The following is an 18,441-nucleotide window of genomic DNA, read 5'->3' as shown; positions in this document are numbered from 1 at the left end:
TATCTCAGGCAGCCAGCTTGGCGCGTTCTTCAAGTGCGATGGCGGGGGGCGCGGCACTTTCCACGCCCATTTCATCCAGTGTTTCTTTGGCGGCGGTGACAACCTGCCGCATGACGTGTTCATCCATCTGACCGATGCAGCCAACGCGGAAACTGTCAACCACGGTCAGCTTGCCGGGATAGATGATGAAACCCTTGTCTTTCATCCGGTCATAGAAGCGGTCAAAGACGAAGTTTTCATCTGCAGGGCAGAAGAAGGTCACGATGATCGGGGACAGCCAGCGATCTTTCAGCAGGGTTTCGAACCCTAATTCGCGCATCCCGTCGACCATCACGTCGCGGTTGCGGGTATAGCGCCCGCCACGCCCGGCAACGCCGCCCTCTGCCTCGTGCCCGCGCAGGGCCTCAAGGAAGGCGGCGACCACATGGGTGGGCGGGGTAAAGCGCCACTGGCCAGTTTTGTTCATGTGTGCCCATTGTGCATGGACATCCAGGCTCAGCGAATGGCTATTGCCCTTGGCGGCTTCAAGCTCGGATTTACGCGCAATGATGAAACCGAAACCCGGCACGCCTTCGATACATTTGTTGGCCGAGGATACCATCGCCTCATAGCGGATATCGGCGACCTTCAACTCGATCGCGCCAAAAGCAGACATCGAGTCGATCAGAAGTTTGCGCCCGGCGGCATAGACGGCTTCGGAAATCTCCTCAACCGGGTTCAGGATGCCGGAGCTGGTTTCACAGTGGATCGCGACGACATGGGTAATTGCGGGATCATCGGCCAAGATCTGCGCGACCTCGTCGCCGCGGGGCGGCAGATAATCGCCCTTGTTCAAGACAACGTGGTTCCGGCCCAGATACTCCAGCGTTTGTGCCGACCGCATCCCATAAGCGCCGTTGGCCAGCACCAGCGCCTTGCCATCACGCGGGATGAAGGATGCCAGCATCGCCTCGACCGAGAACGAACCGCTGCCCTGCATCGGTACGCAGTCGAAGTCATCCGACCCATCGCCCAGCAGCGCCAGCAAGCGTTTGCGCATGTCGCGCGTCATCGCGCGGAAGTCATCATCCCAACTGCCCCAGTCACGCAACATCGCTTCTTTGACTGCGAATGACGTGGTCAGTGGACCAGGGGTCAGAAGATATGGTTCGCCCAAACGGGGCGATTCTATTTGGTTGTCTACGGCGGTCATGATTTGTCTCCGAAGGGGGAACACAAGAACAGCATTGCAGCAGTTTGATCCATATGTGAAATTGCAATTAACGATCAAAGCATAGGTTTTACTTATGTCCGAATTCTGGGAGGAATCCGATGCGCCACAGCCAGTTGAAAGCCTTTCATCACGTCGCCCTTCTGGGCGGCTTCTCGCGTGCGGCCGAGGCGTTATTTCTAACCCAGCCGGCGATTTCGGAGCAGGTGAAAAAGCTTGAGCAGGATCACGATACGCTTCTGTTTCATCGCGAGCGGAAGCGGGTGCGATTGACCGAAGAGGGCGCACAGCTTTTCCTGTTCACCAAGCAGTATTTCGAAATCGAACAGAAGATCGAGGACTACATGTCCTCAACCAGCGCTGCGGTTGACGGGGAACTTCGCATCGTCGCCGACAGCGCCCACCACATCACCCATTTTCTAGGTGATTTTCGCACTCGTTACCCCAATATTTCGGTCACATTGCGCGCCGGAAACACCGAGGAAATCCTTGAGGATCTGCGCGCTTACAACGCCGAAATAGGCATCGTCGGAAGCCTGACCCCCGGCACTGATATGGAGGCGTTGAACCTTGGAACGACCAAGATAACCGCCTTCGCGGCGCGCGGATCGTCACTGGCATCAAAGGTGTCGCTCAGTCTGAAGGATCTGGCCTCTTTGCCGCTGATCTTTCGCGAACAAGGTTCCAAGACCCGGCAGAAGCTTGAAGAGACCGCAAAGAAACAAGGGCTGGTCCTGACCCCGGCAATCGTCGCGGAAGGGCGCGAAGCCGTGCGTGAGGTGGTCGCCTCGGGGGCCGGGATCGGTTTTGTATCGCAGGCCGAGTTTGGCCATGACGACCGGTTGGTGCAGATCACGCTGGCTGATGCCGATATCGAGATGAGCGAGACATTGGTGCATCTGGGCCAAAGGCGCGATGTCAAAGTGATCCGCGCATTTATGGAGTTCGCGCGCAAGGCCCAAGATGAAAAAAGCGCCAGCGACTAAGCTGACGCTTTTTGGTTTTCTGCATCAGGCGATCACCGCGTTCGCCAAGCCTGCGTTCGCGTCAAAACACCCTTTGACACCAGCAGGTGAATGATCCGCGCGGCGGCATTCGTGTAGAAGATCATCATCCCCATCGCGGCAGCCGGGGCGATGTCGCCCGCATCATCCATATTCAGCACCGCAATCGACGCCAGCGACGTCTTGGGTGAATAAAGGAACACCACCGCCGACACGGTCGTCATCGCATTGACGAAAAGATAGATCGAAATGTCCAGGATCGACGGCAGGCACACCGGCACCGTCACCCGGCTGAACAGCTTCAGGGTTGGCTGTTTCAATGATGCGGAGACAGATTCAAACTCGCGATCCATCTGCTTCAATGCCGTAACCGCCGTCAGGTGCGACACCGTATAGAAGTGAGTCACCGAACAGATCACCAAAATCGCCATGGTGCCGTAAATGGCGTTCAGCGGGTTGGATGGGTTGTTGAAGAAAAAGATATACGCCAGACCCAACACCATACCGGGGATGGCCATGGGCAGCATGGCAAACATCTGGAACAACGCACGTCCGGTTTTGAAGCCATTGGTCTTTTCGACAAGATACGCGCCAAAGAACACGATCGCCGTACCGAACACGGCCGTGAGCAGACCCAACTTGATCGAGTTGAAGTACGACCCCCAGCCGCCGCCATCCATCCTGTCGAACTGATAGTTGTTCAGGCTCAGACTCAGGTCATAGGGCCAGAACTTGATCAGGGCGGCGAACTGACAGACCGCCAGAATACCAATGATGAACAGGCCAACAAAGGCACAATAGATGAACGAAAACGTATCCGTACGTTTGTCGGGCTGTGGCTGGTACGGGACCGAGCGCGCCGACAACAGCGCGACCTGTTTCGACTGCACCAGCCGGTCGATGGCAAAGGCGAAGATCGCAGGAATCACCAGCACCACAGACACCACGGCGCCCATTTCGAAATTCTGCTGGCCGATCACCTGCTTATAAATGTCCACGGCAAGCACGTTGAATTGCCCCCCGATCACCTTCGGCAGGCCGAAATCGGTGATCACAAGGTTGAACACCACGAAGGCCGCCGAGATCAGGCCATAGCGTGCGCCGGGAATGGTAACGGTCCAGAAGGTACGCCAGCGCGTCGCCCGCAAACTGGCCGCTGCTTCGTAAAGCCGCGCATCCGACACCGCCAGCGCCGTCGAAATAATTATGAACGCATGAGGAAAGGTGAAGAACACGGATCCGATGACGATGCCGATCGGGCCATAGATACTGGCGCCAAACAGCAATTCCTTGATCATGCCTTGGTTGCCGAACAGATAGACCAGTGCGATGCCGGGCAACAAAGAGGGCACGAGGATCGGGGCCATCGCGATCAGGCGGAATACCCCCTTGTAACGCATGCAACTGCGGTTCAGCGCATAGGCAAACCAGAAGGCCAGCGTCACCGTCACGATGGTGCTGACCACCGCGATCCACAACGAATTCTTGATCGAGTTGAACAGTGCAGGCGTCGAGAAGTAGTTGATAAAGTTGCCAAAACCGGTGGATTCCATCGGTCGCAGTTGCACCCGACGAAAGGTGTTGCTGTCCAAAGTCACCCAGTCTGTACCATCCTCCAGCTTAGAGCCGACCAGAAACCGCCCCGTGTCACTGGTGTTTCGAATCTGGTACATGACCGGGCTGCGGAAGCTGAACTCCGGGAAGAAACCCGTTACGCCAATCCGCCCATCCGATCCTGCGCTAAGATCAAGCTCATCAAACGCTCCGGTTTGTTCATTCAATTCCGCACCGTTTAAAATGGTGCCATCAAATACACCATCTTCGTCGCTCATCTGGAATTCATATTGGGCCAGCTCAAACCGATATGTCGAAAACGACTTCGACAACATGGCGTAAAGCGGAAACGCCAGGGTGATGACCAGATACAAGGCAATGACAAGCATTCCGCCGCGCATCATGATGTCGTCGCGGCTTAACTTTCCTTGGACCGTCGGGCCAGCGGGCAGCTCGGACAGATCTGTCGCATCGGTCATCAGCTTGCCTCCGGTCGGTCAAATGCCATCAGACGGTCGATGGGCAGTTCAATGATCATCTTGCGACCCACGCCCAAATCCAACCGGCGCACCGCGTTGATCGAGAAATCGGCGATCAGCTCGGACCCGCCGAACCGTTCGTTATGCAGGCGGCACCGCCAGAACGATCCAAGAAACTCCATTTCATGCAGCAACACCTCGATGCAGTTTCGGTTTGGATCGTCGGCCGTATAGCCGTGTTCGTGCGGGATGATGTCCTCGGGGCGGATGGCGGCGACAACGGCGGTACCATCGCTGAACTTATGGTCGTGACAGGCAAAGGTTTTTTCTCCAACGCTAAGCCGTCCGCCTTCGGCGACGATTGAATCGATTTGGTTCATCTCTCCGATAAAGTCGGCGACAAACAAGTTCGCGGGCTCGCGATAAATTTCGGTCGGTGATCCAACCTGTTCAATCACACCATGGTTCATCACGACGATTCGATCGGCCATGGCCAGGGCTTCTTCCTGGTCATGCGTCACCATCACGGTTGTCACACCCAGCTTACGCTGAAGCTCTTTGATCTCATGGCGCAGATGGACGCGCACCTTGGCGTCCAGCGCCGAAAGCGGCTCATCCAGCAGCAGAAGACCGGGGTTGGTGGCGATCGCGCGGGCAAGTGCAATCCGTTGCTGTTGACCGCCAGACAGTTGGGCCGGGTACTTGGCGCCCTGATCCGGCAGGCCAACCAGCTCCAGCAATTCGCTGACGCGCACGGCGATTTCGGATTTGCTGCGACCCGTGTTTTCCAGACCGAACGCGATATTCTTTTCAATCGTCAGGTTTGGGAACAAGGCATAGGATTGGAACACGATGCCGAAATCCCGCTCGGACGGTGGCAGGTTCGACACATCGCGGCCGTCCTGCATGACCGTTCCCTTGGTTTGCAGATCAAGTCCCGCGATGGCCCGGAGCAGGGTGGTCTTGCCGCATCCGGACGGGCCAAGGAAGCACACGAATTCGCCGTCGCTGATGTCCAACGAGATGTCTTTCAGCGCGAGAAATGGGCCGAAGGCTTTCCACAGCTTGTCGATGCTGAGATAGGTTTTCTGGCCTATAGCAGTTTCTTGTATCACGGGCGTGTCCTTACGTTGTCGGGTGTTTCACGGCCACATCCATCCAGTCGCAACCGGGCGCGTTTCTGAAGTCTGGAAAGGGCGTGTGTGAAAACGGGGAACAGGATTCTGTCCCCCGTTTGTTTGGCTTAGGATTTGGGCTCGGACTTGCCGTCATAGCGGCCCTGCCATTCTTCCAGAATGGCGGCACGATTGTTCGCCGCAAACTCAAAATCGTTGTCGATCATCGCATCCAACAGACCTTCGGGGAAATGTTCGACCGGCTTGGCGATGCCCGGATAGGCAACAACCGCATAGCCGGAGTTATACATTTCGTTGGCTTCTTTGGTGACGGTGAAGTCAACCAGGGTCTGCGCGGCTTCAAGATTGGCTGTGCCAGCAACGATTGCGGTGGCTTCCATGTCCCAACCAACGCCCTCAGATGGCACGATGATCTCCAGCGGGGCACCATCGGCCTTCGACTTGGCACCGCGGAAAGCAAACGAGATGCCGATCGGAATTTCGCCCGATGCCGCCAGTTTGCAGGGCTTCGATCCCGAATGGGTATAGCGCGCGATGTTTTCATGCAGCGCGTCCATATACTCCCAGCCACCCTCTTCACCGAACATTTGCAGCCAGCTGGATACATCAAGGAAGCCCGTGCCAGAGGAATTCGGGTTCGGCATGATCACATGACCCGCATACATGGGATCGGTCAGATCCTTCCAGGATGTGGGCGGCGTCAGGCCAAGTTTCTCAGCCTCGACAGTGTTATAGCAAACCGAGGCAACCCAGGCGTCCATGCCAACCCAAGCAGGCGGGCTGTCTCCGTCCACGAATTTCGGATCAAGGTTTTCGACGCCGGCCGGAGCATACGGCTCCAACATCCCTTCGGATTTCAGAAGCAACAGCGACGTCGCCGCCAATCCCCAAACCACATCGGCCTGCGGGTTGTCACGCTCGGCCAGCAGTTTCGCGGTGATAATCCCGGTGGAATCGCGCACCCAGTTGATTTTGATGTCGGGGTGACTTTGGTTGAACGTCTCAGCGTAGCGCGCCAAATCTTCAGCTTCGACGGCAGTATAGACTGTCAACTCGGTCTCTGCGACCGCGACGGTCGCGAAGGCGACGCCAGCCAGAAAGGACGCAAGTCTTTTCGCTGTGTGTTTCATTGTCTTCTCCTCTGTTGATCTGCTGTTGTCGTGGCGGGAGCGATCAACTTCCTCACCATCCGTTTTTCAAACCAGTTTGGCAGGTTCTGACGACAAGAAAAATCGATTATACCTACCATATGATTGGCTTGACCTATACAAAAACCAAACTCTGACGCTTGGTGCGCGACCCTCTGCTGCTGAAAGCTCGTGCAGAACGGGCCATGCTGCGCGCCTCGTGACACAAGTTTATAAACGTTTTGTGACAATTCCGGCGGCGTTCGCTGGTAATTAATCTTGCTCTGATGCTGGGTTAGGTTTCCGGGCATCAGTCGCTCACTTCCTTGCCGTCCAAGTCTTCGATCAGACGCGTTTCCAGAAGCTGGCCATTGCGATAAAGGATCGGATAGGCAATTGCAGCGATGTGATTATTTATGTCTCGCAGGGCGCGCAAAGTTTCCAAATGGATGTCGCTGGTCTCAAAGCTCTCGACGCGACCATTTTGCAATCGGGCCAGGTGGTATTTCCGGCTTTTGCGTTCAGCGCGTTTGAAATCGGCCTTCTCGACGACAAGCAACCGCGCGCTTTCCAGATCATCCGAAACCAATACATTACTGGCCAAATGGAAATTGGCGCATACCGCTTCGTGCATTCGAAGAAGCTCCGCCCAGCCTTCATCTGAGAAACTCAGGTGTCCGTCCAGTTTTTCTTTCGCAACCGACGTCAGTTTCATCGCAATCACGTCACCTGCGGCTTCAAGTCGGATCGCATATTCCATCAACCCACGAACCGTCTTGGTATCTGCTTTGGAATAGATGCCCTGCGGCATCGTCGCCACGTAGGATCGGATACCCGACAACGTGTCATTCACTTCATCATCCTTCGTACGGGTCGTGCGAAGAACCGAGCTGTCCGTGGCCTCGTAAAGCCGGGGCACAGTGTGGAACATCCGTTCAACCTGCCCTATCATCCGCAGCAACTCCCGCTTCAGACTGGCAATGGCCTGCTGCGGTGTATCAAGCGCGGTTGGGTCCAGCGCGCTGGCGGGTTGTTCGGCATCAGCTTCTGAATCGCCAGAGTATCTTGGAAACACCTGCACGATTGGCCCTTCGATCAAACCGCAGAATGGCAACGCCAACACCAACAACGACAGATTAAACCCGATATGGGCATAAATAAGTGACTGGCCAGGACCGACAAACAGCAAGCGTTCAGGGTCAGACAGCAGGTTCACAGCCAACAATACGATCAAGGCCCAACTGCCGCGCAGTATCAAGTTTGCAAACGGAATACGGCGGCCCGCCAATGGCATTCCGCGCGTCAACCAGATGGGAATGAACGCGCTGCCCATATTCGCCCCCAACAGAAGCGACAACGCTGCAGCAAAAGGGATGGCGTCGATCTGTACCAGCGTCACGCACATCAGAATGGCGGCAACGCTCGAGTGCATGACAAAAGCCAGCGCAGCGCCGACGATGAAGGCTGTCACGAAATCACGTGCCAAATACCCGGACACTGCGGGCAGAAACGCGCTATCGCTGATTGGCGCCACGGCTTGACGCAGAAACTGCAGCGAGATCAGGATGAACGCCACGCCCATCAGGATGCGGCCAAACTGCCGGCCCTTCTTGCTTTCGACCTTCACAAACAACCAGCCGCCGACGGCAAGCAACAAAGGCACCAGCCAATCCAGTTTGAAAGACAGGATCTGAATGATAAGCGCCGATCCCAGATCACCACCCAACACAATCGCCAGCCCGGTCGGGAAAGCCAGATAACCGCTCGCAGCGAAGCCGGTCGCCAACAACGCCACCGCCGCCGAACTTTGCAGAACAATCGCCAAAAAAACGCCGGTCGCGCTGGCGCCGATCAGGCTGTGATTGTCCGTCAACATCCGCTGGAACGATGCGCCAAAGCTGCGTTCGATCCCGGTGCGCACCATACGCACCGCGAACAGCAACAACATGGTGGCACCTGCAAGGCTTATGACGAAACTCACGATGGCCATGTTACGATCCCACCAAACCCAGAAGGGCGGCATGAAGATCGGCAGTTGCGGCCGTCACAACGCCTGACGTCCCCGATGACAAAGTCAACGGCTCTCCCCTCCAGTCCGTGATGATGCCGCCAGCCGCTTCGATCACTGGGACCAAGGGCAGATAGTCATAGGGTTGCAGATCCTCATCCACCACCGCATCGACATGCCCCATGGCAACCAACGCGTGGGGATAGCAATCATAGCCGAACCGACGGGTTTGACCCGCCGACAAGAGACGGCCAAAAGTCTGCGGGTGTCGGGCAAATATCTTCTCGGCTTCGTTGACATAGACAATAGCCTGATCCAACGAAACCTGCGACGAGACGCGAATTTTGTCGCCGTTCAACGTCGCAGAACCGCCCCGCACGCCAATCACCGTTTCGTCCAGCGCGGGCATTCTGATCAGGCCAATGGTTGGCTCCCCCTTGTACAGCCGCGCCAGAAGAAACCCGAACAGCGGATGGCCGGACAAGAAAGACCGTGTGCCATCGATGGGATCGATGCTCCAGACATGATCACAGGTCAGGTCTGACTGACCGAACTCCTCGCCCAGAATGCCATCATCGGGAAAGTGCTGCTCCAGATATGCTCGGACGCGCAGCTCAACTCCACGGTCTGCCTGGGTGACGGGACTTTCGTCATCTTTCAGGTCAACCTCTAACAGGTGCCGGAAATACGTCATCGCCGCATCGCCTGCCAAATCAGCTATGCGGTTTGCATGGATGGTCGTTGCGTCAGTGTTCATCAGCATCCTTCAACCTCTCCCGGTACGACATTTAGGCTGATGTCCCAGCTGTTCAGTTGTTGCGCCAAGGCGCTGTCCGGCAACTGATCGACAATCATCCGATCAATGCACTCGGGCGCGAACCCCTGATGCGGGGCTGTCGATCCGAATTTGTGATGGGTCATGGCCACAACCGTGGCGTCCGAACAGTCAATCACCACCGACGCCAGGTCTGCTTCTGCCCTGTTCAGGTAAAGAAAGCCGCGTTTGGTATGCAGCGCATCTGCGCTGAGAACAGACAAATCATAACAGAACTGCCGCGCTTGCTGCTCGGCCATATGGCCGAATGCGCCCAGTTCATCGGCCTGCATCTGGCCACCCAGCAAATAGACGCGGTTGTCATTGTGACCAACCAAAGTCTGCGCGACCTGAACCGAGTTTGTCGTCACCGAAAGATTACCGCGGGCGCGCAGCTCTTCTGCCACGAATACAGTGGTGCTGCCGACATCCATGAACAACGTCATGCCGTCTTCTATTTCGCGCACAAGGGCTTTCGCGACGGCACGCTTCTCGCAGGCGTATTGCTCAATCCGTTTGTAAAAGCTCGGATCGCTCTGAGCGCCGACGATATATGCGCCACCATGCACCCGCGCAACCGACCCAGATTTTGACAAGGCCTTGATCGTTCGGCGCACGGTTTCTTCAGAAACGTTCAGTGCGCTGGCAAGATCCGAGTTTTTGGCAAACCCTCCGACCCTGCGAATGGCGTCAAGCAATTCCAGCTCGCGATAGGACTGCTTTGTCTCACCTGCCATATCACCCCCAAAGTGCGTGGTCAGGCCAGAAATCTGGATATTTCCACACTTTCTCACAGTTTTGTGGATGTTTGCCCGATTCAGGTTAAAACTCAAGCCAAAACAAAACATATCCAACAGATCGTTGATCTTTCTGGGAAAGATTCGGGTAATGGTGCGCTAGAAACCCTGCATCGCTGCAGTCATCTACCGGGGCACATCACCCTGTTTTGCGCGCTCAACAACAAAGGCGCCTGCCGCATGTTGGTGATGCAAGATCATTGCGGGCGGACGCAGTCGGAAGGTTTGCGAACCGAACTCCGCCGCGCAGAAATGACCGCACGTTCACCCGACATTTATCGGTCAGCGGACCACGAAATCCGCATGGAGGGCGCCTGCGGCTTTGATACTTTTAAGAATATCGATCAAATCTCGCGGCGCCACCCCCAGCGCGTTTAGTCCGGCGATCACGTCCGACAGCGACGCACCGCCATCGACCTCGGCCAAGCCGATACCTGGCTCTTCTTCTATACCCGCATTGGTTCGCGGCACCAGAATCGGCTCTCCATTCGAGAACGGATTGGGCTGCACAACAACTGGCGATTCCTGAATTCGAAGCGTCAGATTGCCTTGCGAAACGGCCACGCGGCTGATCCGCACATCTGAACCCATAACAATGGTACCTGATCGCTGATCCACCACGACTTTTGCTTTACGTTCTGGCTCAACTCCCAGATTTTCGATCGTGCCAATGGCATGTGCCGGAGAGATCGCGCGCGTGGCGTTGATATCGACGACCACGGTGCCGCTGTCGAGCATACGAGACACAACGCGGTCAAACTTGGCGTTAATCGCACGCTCTATACGTTCGGCTGTAGTGAAATCCGGCGTTCGCAGTGCCAGCCGGATTGATTTCAGCTTGGTGAAATCAAAGTCGATCTCTTGTTCGACACGCGCACCGTTGGGAATGACACCGCTTGTCGGAACCCCTTGCGTGACCTTGCCGGCATCACCTTCGGCAACGGCGCCTCCGGCGATAACCGTGCCTTGACCAACGGCATAGATTTCACCGTCGGCCGCGTTCAGTGGCGTCATGATCAACGTACCACCCAACAGGCTTTTGGCGTCTCCGATTGCCGATACGGTCACATCAATCCGCGATCCGGCGCGGGCAAAGGGCGGCAGGGCTGCAGTGACGAAAACAGCGGCCACATTCTTGGGGCGAAACTGCTCGCCTGTGATATTGACGCCCAATCGTTCCAGAATGTTGGACATAATGTCCTCGGTGAAGGGCGCATTTCGAATGCCATCGCCGGTGCCGTTCAGACCAACAACGAGCCCGTATCCCACAAGATCGTTGCCACGCACCCCATCAAACTCCACCAGATCCTTGATACGCACGGAGTTCCCGTACGCGGCAGACAAAGACAGCAGCATTGTGACTATAATGGTAAAAATCCGGGTCATCGCATGTAATCCGTGAAGCTCAGCTGTGAGAGACGGGCGGTTACCGTGTAAAGGCTTTCCATCTGGTCATAGAGCGCCTGTAGCGCAGTTGCCGTCTCGAAGGGGTCTGCTGCGGTTAAGCGATTGTATGACAGCTCCAACGCCGATTTTTCCGCTGCATTGCTGGCGGACGCGGCTTCAATGCGCGCCTCAACACGACCGACATCTGCCCGAACATTGGTCAAATCATCAATCACGCTTAACAAACCATTCGACGATCTGGTCGCCAGGTCTTTCTGGGCTTCTACATCGCCCGCCAACGCCCCTTCCGCGATGACCGCAGCCTTGGTGAGGGCGGCCAGAAGATCGCGTATCTCGGCACTATCGGCCCTGATGGGTTGCGTCGCCGCCTCACCATCCCGCAATCGAAACGGCCCCAGGTCTTGATCTGAACCCAGATAACCAGATGTATCAAATCCGCCGCCTGGTGATTTGAACCAGTTGTCGATCTGATCCGCTATGCCTGCCGCGGTGGTTTCCCCGGCGATCGCCACCATCACATCCGAAAGGATTGCATCCCCGTCCGCCAAAGCCGGACCATCCGTCGCAGCTCCTGCAAAGAACGAACGCCCTCCAAGATTTGTGTTCAGGTTCGAGACAACTGAAAACAATCGCTCTCGCGCGTCGGCCCCCGTGCCCTGCAGCAATCCCGGATTCTGAGAGCTGATCGCGACATGCAGACCGCCAGACAATGTCTCGGCCTGACCCTGAATGTTCTCCAGAACGGTTTGTGTGCCGCCTAGAATGGTCGCGGCCTCCGTGACGCTTTGGGCATAGGCTGACTGTAACTTCAGGCTGTGCTCAAGCCCCGCCACGGGACCGAAATCCCCCGATACATGTGTTGCCAAGTTCGTTTTGCGCCCCGTTGACAACTCAATTCCCAGACGCGCCATATCCTGTTTTAGCTGCGCCGAAAGGCTGCGGGTTTGAAACGCGCTGGCAAGATCGCCATAGCTCACAATTGTCATGGCATCTCTCCTATATTGCGAGCAAGGTCTGGATCATTTCATCAGCGGTCGAAATAACCCGCGCGTTCGCAGCATATGCCTGTTCGATCTGCATCAACTTCTGCATCTGGGCATCGGTATCAACACCCTGTGAAAGTTCCATCTGAAGCAGAGACTGCTGCTGGGCCGAGGCAAATCCAAGTTGGGTTTCGGCCAAAAGCCGATCCGAACTGATGCTTGACAGAAGCTCGGATGCCAGTCCCGCAGCAGTCTGTGACGCGGTAGAGAAGTCACCCGAGACCGGTGTCCTCATCGTGCTGAGCGCATCAATCAGGCCATTCAGCAACCCGGCATCGCCGACACTCCCCTGCACCGTGGCCCCGAGCCCATCGCGCAGCCGCCACAACGCGCCACCCTTTTCGGGATCAACGGCGGCGTTCACTGAGATCCGGCTTGACAGCGCCACTTCGTCGGCAGCGGAAAATGCCGCCCCGGCATCCGCAAAAAGGCCCGGATCGCCGGGCAGTCGGGTCGCATCCAGCGCGGGGTTCTGGAATCGTTCAACAAGGTCACGGGCAAAACCGTCCGACCGCTCCTGCGCGGTAACTGCGACCTGATCGCGCACAGCAAATTGACCAGACAGCGCGCCACCCGCAATGAGGCTACGATCATCGCTTGTATCGATGGGCTGCCCATTCAGCGACAGACCCGAAAGGGCGCCGCCGGACAAGGTCATCTCAGGCACAATCAAATTGACGGGGGTAAAACCCAGCTTTGCCGCCTTACCATCCAGCAAAACTGCGCCACCGGTTGTAATCAATGCGACCACACCATTTTCGCGCGGCAATTGCCTGATCGGCACAATCGGTGCGAGCGCGTCGATCTTCTTCTGACGCAGATCCATCAGCCCGGACGCATCAACGCCACGCGCTTGCGCCGCTTGAATCTTCACGTTCAGCGATTGCACATCTTCCAAACCGGCGTTGAGTGTTGCCACCATTCCCGCGATTGCCTGATCCGCATCCAGTCGCGCTGTTTGGATGTGATCGGATGTGGCGTTCAGATGGGTGGTCAGACTATTGGCCGCGCTCAACACCGCCGATTGGCGCGTTTGACTGTCTGGCCGGGCCGCGGCTTCTATCAGTGATGCCTCGAACCGTGCCATGCGACCGGACAATGATCCGGGTTGGTCGGGTGTCCCCAACACCTTCTCCAGATTGGTCAAGAACTGCTGTTTGGCGCCATGGAATCCTGTCGCCGCATCAGCAAGACGACGGTCACCGATCAGCACTTCATCGACATTCCTCAGAACACCTTCAACCCGGACGCCAGACCCCCCCGACGTTCGGGTCGACAGTTCCAACGACCTCGTGCCGTAACCTTCGGTCATCGCGTTTGCGACGTTGGACGAGACAAGCTCGGCCGCGCGCGACGTGGCCGCAAGCCCGGTCAGGGCGTTTGAGAAGGCGCCGGAAATGCTCATCGACTAATCTCTGTCCTCAGCACATGCATCAACGTTTGATGTTGGTGGTTTCTTGAAGCATCTCGTCTACGGTCTGAATCACTTTGGCATTCGAGCTATAGGCCCGCTGCGTCTGGATAAGGCTGGTCAACTCGCCCGCGACATCTGTTGTTGAGCCCTCGCGCGCGAAGCCAACAACCTCGCCTGTGGGCCCGTCACCAGCATCCCACATGAAGAAAGAGCCGCTTTCAGGGGACACCTGATAGGCTTGGTTTGAAATCGAGATCAAACCGTTCGGATTTGGAACGTCCACCAGAGGCACCTGATAGATCGTGCGAATGAAACCAGTGTCATATGTGGCCTTGATATACCCGTGTTCGTCGATCTGAACCGCCGTCAGGTTGCCCACCGGCGAGCCATTTTTGGTGATCGCCACCGGCGCGAAGCTGTCTGACAATTGAGTCAGCCCGTTCGGATCCCCAATCTTGCCGATGGTCAGCGACAGCGGTCCACCCGCGACCGTCAGGTCAAGCGTCCCGTTCGTTGCGTTGTAGGCACCACCTGATACGACAGCGACAGATGCAAGAGAGCCGCCATCCGTCCGCGAATCGTCAAACGTCAGAGTGTATTCGCCAATGGTCGTACCGCCGGAAGCGCTGTCGGTAATCACCATCGTCCACTGATTGGATGATCCTGTTGCCGGAACAATCGGTGTGAACGAGAAATCGAGCGTCTCGGACGTGCCAAGGTTGCCGAAATATTCTACCGACAACGGGCGCGCGGCGCCGGCCGAACCCGCTTCGGTTTCCACGGCGGGCAGATTGACGCCAAGTTTCATCGTGGTTGTCGGATCACCCGCCGTTTGGTTGGCGTTGATGACGACAGGTTCCAACCCCACACCGGTATCGCGAGGATACGTCGCCACGTTTCCATCTGCATCCGCAGGCCAACCCAAAAGCACCAACCCGGTTTCGGTTTTCAGAACGCCTTCAGAGTCCGTACGAAACGACCCGGTTGTGGTCATCATCATCGGACGCTCGCCTGGGTTGGCGTCGCGATACACCTCTTGCGTGACGGGAAGCATGCCGCGGCCACCGATCGCAATATCCATCGGATTCGACGTAGAGATGAGCGGCCCGTGTTCGTCAATCAGACGCTGCGTCGTGGTGCGCACACCGCCTGCCGAGTAGGTGCCTGCCCCGGCCAGACCGCCGATCACCAGGTTCTGAAAATCTGCCGTGGCGCGCTTGTATCCGAACGTCGAAGAATTCGCGATGTTGTCCGAAATCGTGGCCAGTTTGGTTGCGTGTGCATTCAATCCGGCGACGCCGGCACTGAGTGAGGAGGAAATCGTCATGGTGCGCCTTTCTGCTGCATCTACCTCTGTGTCGATCTCCATCCATAGAGGTCTGACCTTAACAGGCGACTAACGGCTAAAATTGCGGGTATTTCCGAAATCCCCGCCAGCAGGTCGAGTTCAACGCCCAGAGCGCAACAGGATCAGTTCGATCCGATTGTTGCGTACAGCGAAGGCATTCGTAACCGCAGGTTCGCGATCAGCATGGCCTGTCACGCGCGCGATGCGTTCGGGTGCCAGAGCGCTATCCTCGAGCATTTTTCTCAGTTGGGTGGCGCGCCCCGTCGACAGCGACCAAGTCGTGTTCTCAAGGACCACGACTGGCTGAGTTGCCACATGACCCTCAATCGCGACGCCGTTTTCAACCAGCGCAAAAACGCGTGCAATCACTTCGGTCAGTTCAGACAAGACCGCGGTCGGTGTGGTGGTATTTGGCTCGAACAGCGGCGCGCCGTCCAGATCGAACACTTCGACCAGCAAGCCCTCATCGGTGACACGGGTCACGATGTGACGCGCAATGCCGTCGCTGGCCATGCTTTCACCACCTCGGGCGAACAGCATCTCTTCCAGTTCTTCCAAACGTGCATTTTCTGCGGCGACATCCTTCGCCGTTCCCCCTTCGGACAGGCTGGGATCACGCGGCAGGCCGCCGTTTCCAGATTGCGACAAGGTTTCTTCAACAAATACGCTGTCGCCACCGAACGACCCGTCACCGCCGCCCGATACACGCATCACCGGGATTGTCGGGTTGAAGTAATCGGCAATCCCCTTGCGTTGTTTTTCCGTTGTTGCGTTCAAAAGCCACATCAAAAGGAAGAATGCCATCATGGCGGTCACGAAATCGGCATATGCCACTTTCCACGCGCCGCCGTGGTGTCCACCACCGCTGACCTTCTTTACCTTTTTGATGATTACCGGCGCATTTGCGTTTGCGCGCATCTCACCACCTCGTTCTTCACCCGGCTTTAGGGATAGCTGGCGGAAGTTGATATGGGCTTAACCTTTCAAATTGTTGGCAAACCGATACTTCACGTGTGAAATGTCGCTTTTCCTTGACTTCGTTTCATTCGCAACGATACCATAGTGGGGCAAACAGGATCGGCCCTGCAAAGGGTGTTGAAACGAGGCTTCAGATGAACCAGCACAGCTCTGGGCGCGACATGACGCGCGCGGTGTCCTTGGTCGGCACCGAAACCCACTATATGCCCGGTTGGGCCAATGACTTCGAGACCGAGGCGCTGCCCGGCGCGCTGCCGCAAGGCATGAACAGCCCGCAGAAATGTGAATATGGCCTCTATGGCGAGCAGCTGTCCGGCACCGCCTTCACCGCCAACCCGCCCGAGCGCACATGGACCTATCGCATTCGTCCGTCGGTGAAGCACTCGGCGCGGTATACCAAGATCGACGTGCCTTACTGGAAATCTGCGCCCTGCGTGGACCCGGACGTGATTTCACTGGGCCAGTATCGCTGGGATCCCGTGCCGACGGCTGAGGGTCTGAACTGGATCACCGGGATGCGCACCATGACCACGGCAGGCGATGTGAACACGCAGGTCGGCATGGCCAGCCACATCTATCTGGTCACCGAGTCAATGGTGGACGACTATTTCTTCTCGGCCGACAGCGAGCTGCTGGTCGTGCCGCAGGAAGGCAAGCTGCGGTTTTATACGGAGCTGGGCATCATTGACCTTGCCCCGCAAGAAATCGGCATCATCCCGCGTGGGTTGGTGTATCGCGTCGAACTTCTGGAAGGCCCTGCGCGCGGTTTCGTCTGCGAAAACTACGGCCAGAAATTTGAGATGCCCGGTCGTGGCCCCATCGGTGCGAACTGCATGGCCAACCCGCGTGACTTCAAGGCGCCCGTGGCGGCGTTTGAGGACCGCGAAGTGCCCTCGACCATCACCATCAAATGGTGCGGTCAGTTCCATAAGACCGAGATCGGCCAGTCGCCGCTGGACGTGGTCGCGTGGCATGGCAATTACGCGCCGTATAAATACGATCTGACCACATACTGCCCGGTTGGCGCGATCCTGTTTGACCATCCGGACCCCTCGATCTTCACGGTTCTGACCGCGCCCTCGGGCCAGCCCGGCACCGCGAATATCGACTTCGTTCTGTTCCGCGAGCGTTGGATGGTGGCCGAGAACACCTTCCGTCCGCCGTGGTACCATAAGAACATCATGTCTGAACTGATGGGCAACATTTACGGTCAGTATGACGCCAAGCCGCAGGGCTTCATCCCCGGCGGTGTCAGCCTGCACAACATGATGCTGCCGCATGGGCCGGATCGTGATGCGTTTGAAGGCGCCTCGAACTCGAATCTCGGGCCGGAGAAGCTGGAAAACACCATGTCCTTCATGTTCGAGACCCGCTTCCCGCAGCACCTGACTGCGTTTGCGGCAAACGAAGCCCCGTTGCAGGACGACTATATCGACTGCTGGGACAGCCTTGAGAAGAAGTTCGACGGGACGCCAGGGAAAAAGTGATGGCTCTGAAGCTATATACCTACTGGCGGTCGACCACATCCTATCGGGTGCGCATTGCGCTGAACCTGAAGGGTGTGCCGTTCGAAAGCCATCCCGTCAATCTGGTGAAAGGCGAGCAACGCGGCGCCGAATATCAGGCGATGAACCCCGGCAAGGGCGTGCCAGTGCTGGAGCTGGAGGATGGCACCAAGTTGACCCAATCGCTGGCCATCCTTGATTATCTTGACCGCACCTATCCCGACCCGGCGCTTTTGCCGGATGATCCAATTGCGCGGGCCAAGGTGATGGCCGCGGCGCATGTGATCGCGCTGGACATTCATCCGGTGAACAATCTGCGCGTTGTTCAACATCTGGACGGGATGGGGCACAGCAAAGCGGACAGCGTGGACTGGATGGTCCACTGGATGAACGAGGGTCTGACCGCGTTTCAGGCCATGCTGCCACAAGGCACCCGCTTTGCCTTTGGCGACACGCCATCGCTTGCGGATATCTGCGTTGTATCGCAGCTTTACAACGGGCATCGCTGGGGGGTGGACATGACGCCCTTTGCGCGCCTGACCGACATTGAAGAAACCTGTCTGGCCCTGCCTGCCTTCGCCGATGCGCGACCCGAGGCACAGCCGGATGCCGAATGA

Annotated in this window: 15 protein-coding genes; 3 read left to right on the top strand and 12 right to left on the bottom strand. The window is 57.1% G+C overall.

Translation table 11 applies throughout. The features are described 5' to 3' along the window. Nucleotides 1-4: 4 nt before the first annotated feature. Nucleotides 5-1,192, bottom strand: coding sequence for a 2-aminoethylphosphonate--pyruvate transaminase (locus J3R80_RS07555; protein ID WP_275393153.1), 1,188 nt, complete (start codon nt 1,190-1,192; stop codon nt 5-7). A gap of 119 nt (nt 1,193-1,311) precedes the next feature. Between J3R80_RS07555 and J3R80_RS07550 the strand changes: the two genes are divergently transcribed. Then, entirely contained in the window at nt 1,312-2,196 is an 885-nt protein-coding gene (locus J3R80_RS07550) for a LysR substrate-binding domain-containing protein (RefSeq protein ID WP_275393152.1), read from the top strand. Between the two features lie 32 nt (nt 2,197-2,228). On the opposite strand, the gene J3R80_RS07545 is transcribed toward J3R80_RS07550, so the two are convergent. The 11 genes from J3R80_RS07545 to J3R80_RS07495 all read right to left on the bottom strand — a co-directional run bounded on the left by J3R80_RS07545 (nt 2,229) and on the right by J3R80_RS07495 (nt 16,259). Beyond that, nucleotides 2,229-4,247, bottom strand: a complete 2,019-nt coding sequence (locus tag J3R80_RS07545) for a putative 2-aminoethylphosphonate ABC transporter permease subunit (protein WP_275393151.1) — start codon at nt 4,245-4,247, stop codon at nt 2,229-2,231. Next, nucleotides 4,247-5,362 carry a putative 2-aminoethylphosphonate ABC transporter ATP-binding protein gene (locus J3R80_RS07540; protein WP_275393150.1) on the bottom strand — a complete coding sequence of 372 codons (1,116 nt, stop codon included), beginning with the start codon at nt 5,360-5,362 and terminating at the stop codon, nt 4,247-4,249. The genes J3R80_RS07545 and J3R80_RS07540 overlap by 1 nt, the downstream gene beginning before the upstream one ends. Nucleotides 5,363-5,490: 128 nt before the next feature. Continuing rightward, nucleotides 5,491-6,513, bottom strand: coding sequence for a putative 2-aminoethylphosphonate ABC transporter substrate-binding protein (locus tag J3R80_RS07535; protein WP_275393149.1), 1,023 nt, complete (start codon nt 6,511-6,513; stop codon nt 5,491-5,493). Between the two features lie 307 nt (nt 6,514-6,820). Continuing rightward, nucleotides 6,821-8,500 carry a Na/Pi cotransporter family protein gene (locus tag J3R80_RS07530; protein ID WP_275393148.1) on the bottom strand — a complete coding sequence of 560 codons (1,680 nt, stop codon included), beginning with the start codon at nt 8,498-8,500 and terminating at the stop codon, nt 6,821-6,823. A 1-nt stretch (nt 8,501) separates the two neighbouring features. Then, entirely contained in the window at nt 8,502-9,275 is a 774-nt protein-coding gene (locus tag J3R80_RS07525) for an inositol monophosphatase family protein (RefSeq protein ID WP_275393147.1), read from the bottom strand. Beyond that, on the bottom strand, nt 9,275-10,069 hold the full coding sequence (locus J3R80_RS07520; protein WP_275393146.1) for a DeoR/GlpR family DNA-binding transcription regulator: 795 nt from the start codon (nt 10,067-10,069) through the stop codon (nt 9,275-9,277). Before J3R80_RS07520 ends, J3R80_RS07525 begins: the two co-directional genes overlap by 1 nt. 342 nt (nt 10,070-10,411) lie before the next feature. After that, nucleotides 10,412-11,485 (bottom strand): flagellar basal body P-ring protein FlgI, encoded by a 1,074-nt coding sequence (locus J3R80_RS07515; RefSeq protein WP_275393145.1) that lies wholly within the window; start codon nt 11,483-11,485, stop codon nt 10,412-10,414. Between the two features lie 26 nt (nt 11,486-11,511). Beyond that, nucleotides 11,512-12,522 (bottom strand): flagellin, encoded by a 1,011-nt coding sequence (locus tag J3R80_RS07510; RefSeq protein ID WP_275393144.1) that lies wholly within the window; start codon nt 12,520-12,522, stop codon nt 11,512-11,514. Nucleotides 12,523-12,532: 10 nt separating this feature from the next. Further along, nucleotides 12,533-13,984, bottom strand: a complete 1,452-nt coding sequence (gene flgK, locus J3R80_RS07505) for a flagellar hook-associated protein FlgK (protein WP_275393143.1) — start codon at nt 13,982-13,984, stop codon at nt 12,533-12,535. Nucleotides 13,985-14,012: 28 nt separating this feature from the next. Beyond that, nucleotides 14,013-15,320, bottom strand: coding sequence for a flagellar hook-basal body complex protein (locus J3R80_RS07500; protein WP_275393142.1), 1,308 nt, complete (start codon nt 15,318-15,320; stop codon nt 14,013-14,015). Nucleotides 15,321-15,440: 120 nt separating this feature from the next. Continuing rightward, nucleotides 15,441-16,259, bottom strand: a complete 819-nt coding sequence (locus J3R80_RS07495) for a flagellar motor protein MotB (RefSeq protein WP_275393141.1) — start codon at nt 16,257-16,259, stop codon at nt 15,441-15,443. A 194-nt stretch (nt 16,260-16,453) separates the two neighbouring features. Here J3R80_RS07495 and hmgA point away from each other — a divergent pair, with 194 nt between their 5' ends. Both hmgA and maiA read left to right on the top strand, forming a co-directional pair. Continuing rightward, complete coding sequence (gene hmgA / locus J3R80_RS07490; protein ID WP_275393140.1) at nt 16,454-17,806, top strand: homogentisate 1,2-dioxygenase; 1,353 nt, start codon at nt 16,454-16,456, stop codon at nt 17,804-17,806. Next, nucleotides 17,806-18,441: a maleylacetoacetate isomerase gene (maiA, locus tag J3R80_RS07485; RefSeq protein WP_275393139.1), complete on the top strand. Its 636-nt coding sequence runs from the start codon at nt 17,806-17,808 to the stop codon at nt 18,439-18,441. Before hmgA ends, maiA begins: the two co-directional genes overlap by 1 nt.

It is taken from the genome of Aliiroseovarius sp. Z3 (assembly GCF_029105185.1).
In the GTDB taxonomy this organism is placed as follows: Bacteria; Pseudomonadota; Alphaproteobacteria; order Rhodobacterales; family Rhodobacteraceae; genus Aliiroseovarius.
Note: the sequence above shows the minus strand (reverse complement) of the source record. Positions and strands in the feature narration are given on the sequence as shown.

Excerpts from the sequence above, each read along its gene's own strand:
- J3R80_RS07555 (WP_275393153.1), bottom strand. The coding sequence starts at position 1,192 with ATGACCGCCGTAGACAACCAAATAGAATCGCCCCGTTTGGGCGAACCA.
- J3R80_RS07525 (WP_275393147.1), bottom strand. The coding sequence starts at position 9,275 with ATGAACACTGACGCAACGACCATCCATGCAAACCGCATAGCTGATTTG.
- J3R80_RS07545 (WP_275393151.1), bottom strand. The coding sequence starts at position 4,247 with ATGACCGATGCGACAGATCTGTCCGAGCTGCCCGCTGGCCCGACGGTC.
- J3R80_RS07510 (WP_275393144.1), bottom strand. The coding sequence starts at position 12,522 with ATGACAATTGTGAGCTATGGCGATCTTGCCAGCGCGTTTCAAACCCGC.
- J3R80_RS07520 (WP_275393146.1), bottom strand. The coding sequence starts at position 10,069 with ATGGCAGGTGAGACAAAGCAGTCCTATCGCGAGCTGGAATTGCTTGAC.
- hmgA (WP_275393140.1), top strand. The coding sequence starts at position 16,454 with ATGAACCAGCACAGCTCTGGGCGCGACATGACGCGCGCGGTGTCCTTG.
- J3R80_RS07535 (WP_275393149.1), bottom strand. The coding sequence starts at position 6,513 with ATGAAACACACAGCGAAAAGACTTGCGTCCTTTCTGGCTGGCGTCGCC.
- maiA (WP_275393139.1), top strand. The coding sequence starts at position 17,806 with ATGGCTCTGAAGCTATATACCTACTGGCGGTCGACCACATCCTATCGG.
- J3R80_RS07550 (WP_275393152.1), top strand. The coding sequence starts at position 1,312 with ATGCGCCACAGCCAGTTGAAAGCCTTTCATCACGTCGCCCTTCTGGGC.
- J3R80_RS07530 (WP_275393148.1), bottom strand. The coding sequence starts at position 8,500 with ATGGCCATCGTGAGTTTCGTCATAAGCCTTGCAGGTGCCACCATGTTG.
- J3R80_RS07500 (WP_275393142.1), bottom strand. The coding sequence starts at position 15,320 with ATGACGATTTCCTCCTCACTCAGTGCCGGCGTCGCCGGATTGAATGCA.
- J3R80_RS07515 (WP_275393145.1), bottom strand. The coding sequence starts at position 11,485 with ATGCTGCTGTCTTTGTCTGCCGCGTACGGGAACTCCGTGCGTATCAAG.
- J3R80_RS07495 (WP_275393141.1), bottom strand. The coding sequence starts at position 16,259 with ATGCGCGCAAACGCAAATGCGCCGGTAATCATCAAAAAGGTAAAGAAG.
- flgK (WP_275393143.1), bottom strand. The coding sequence starts at position 13,984 with ATGAGCATTTCCGGCGCCTTCTCAAACGCCCTGACCGGGCTTGCGGCC.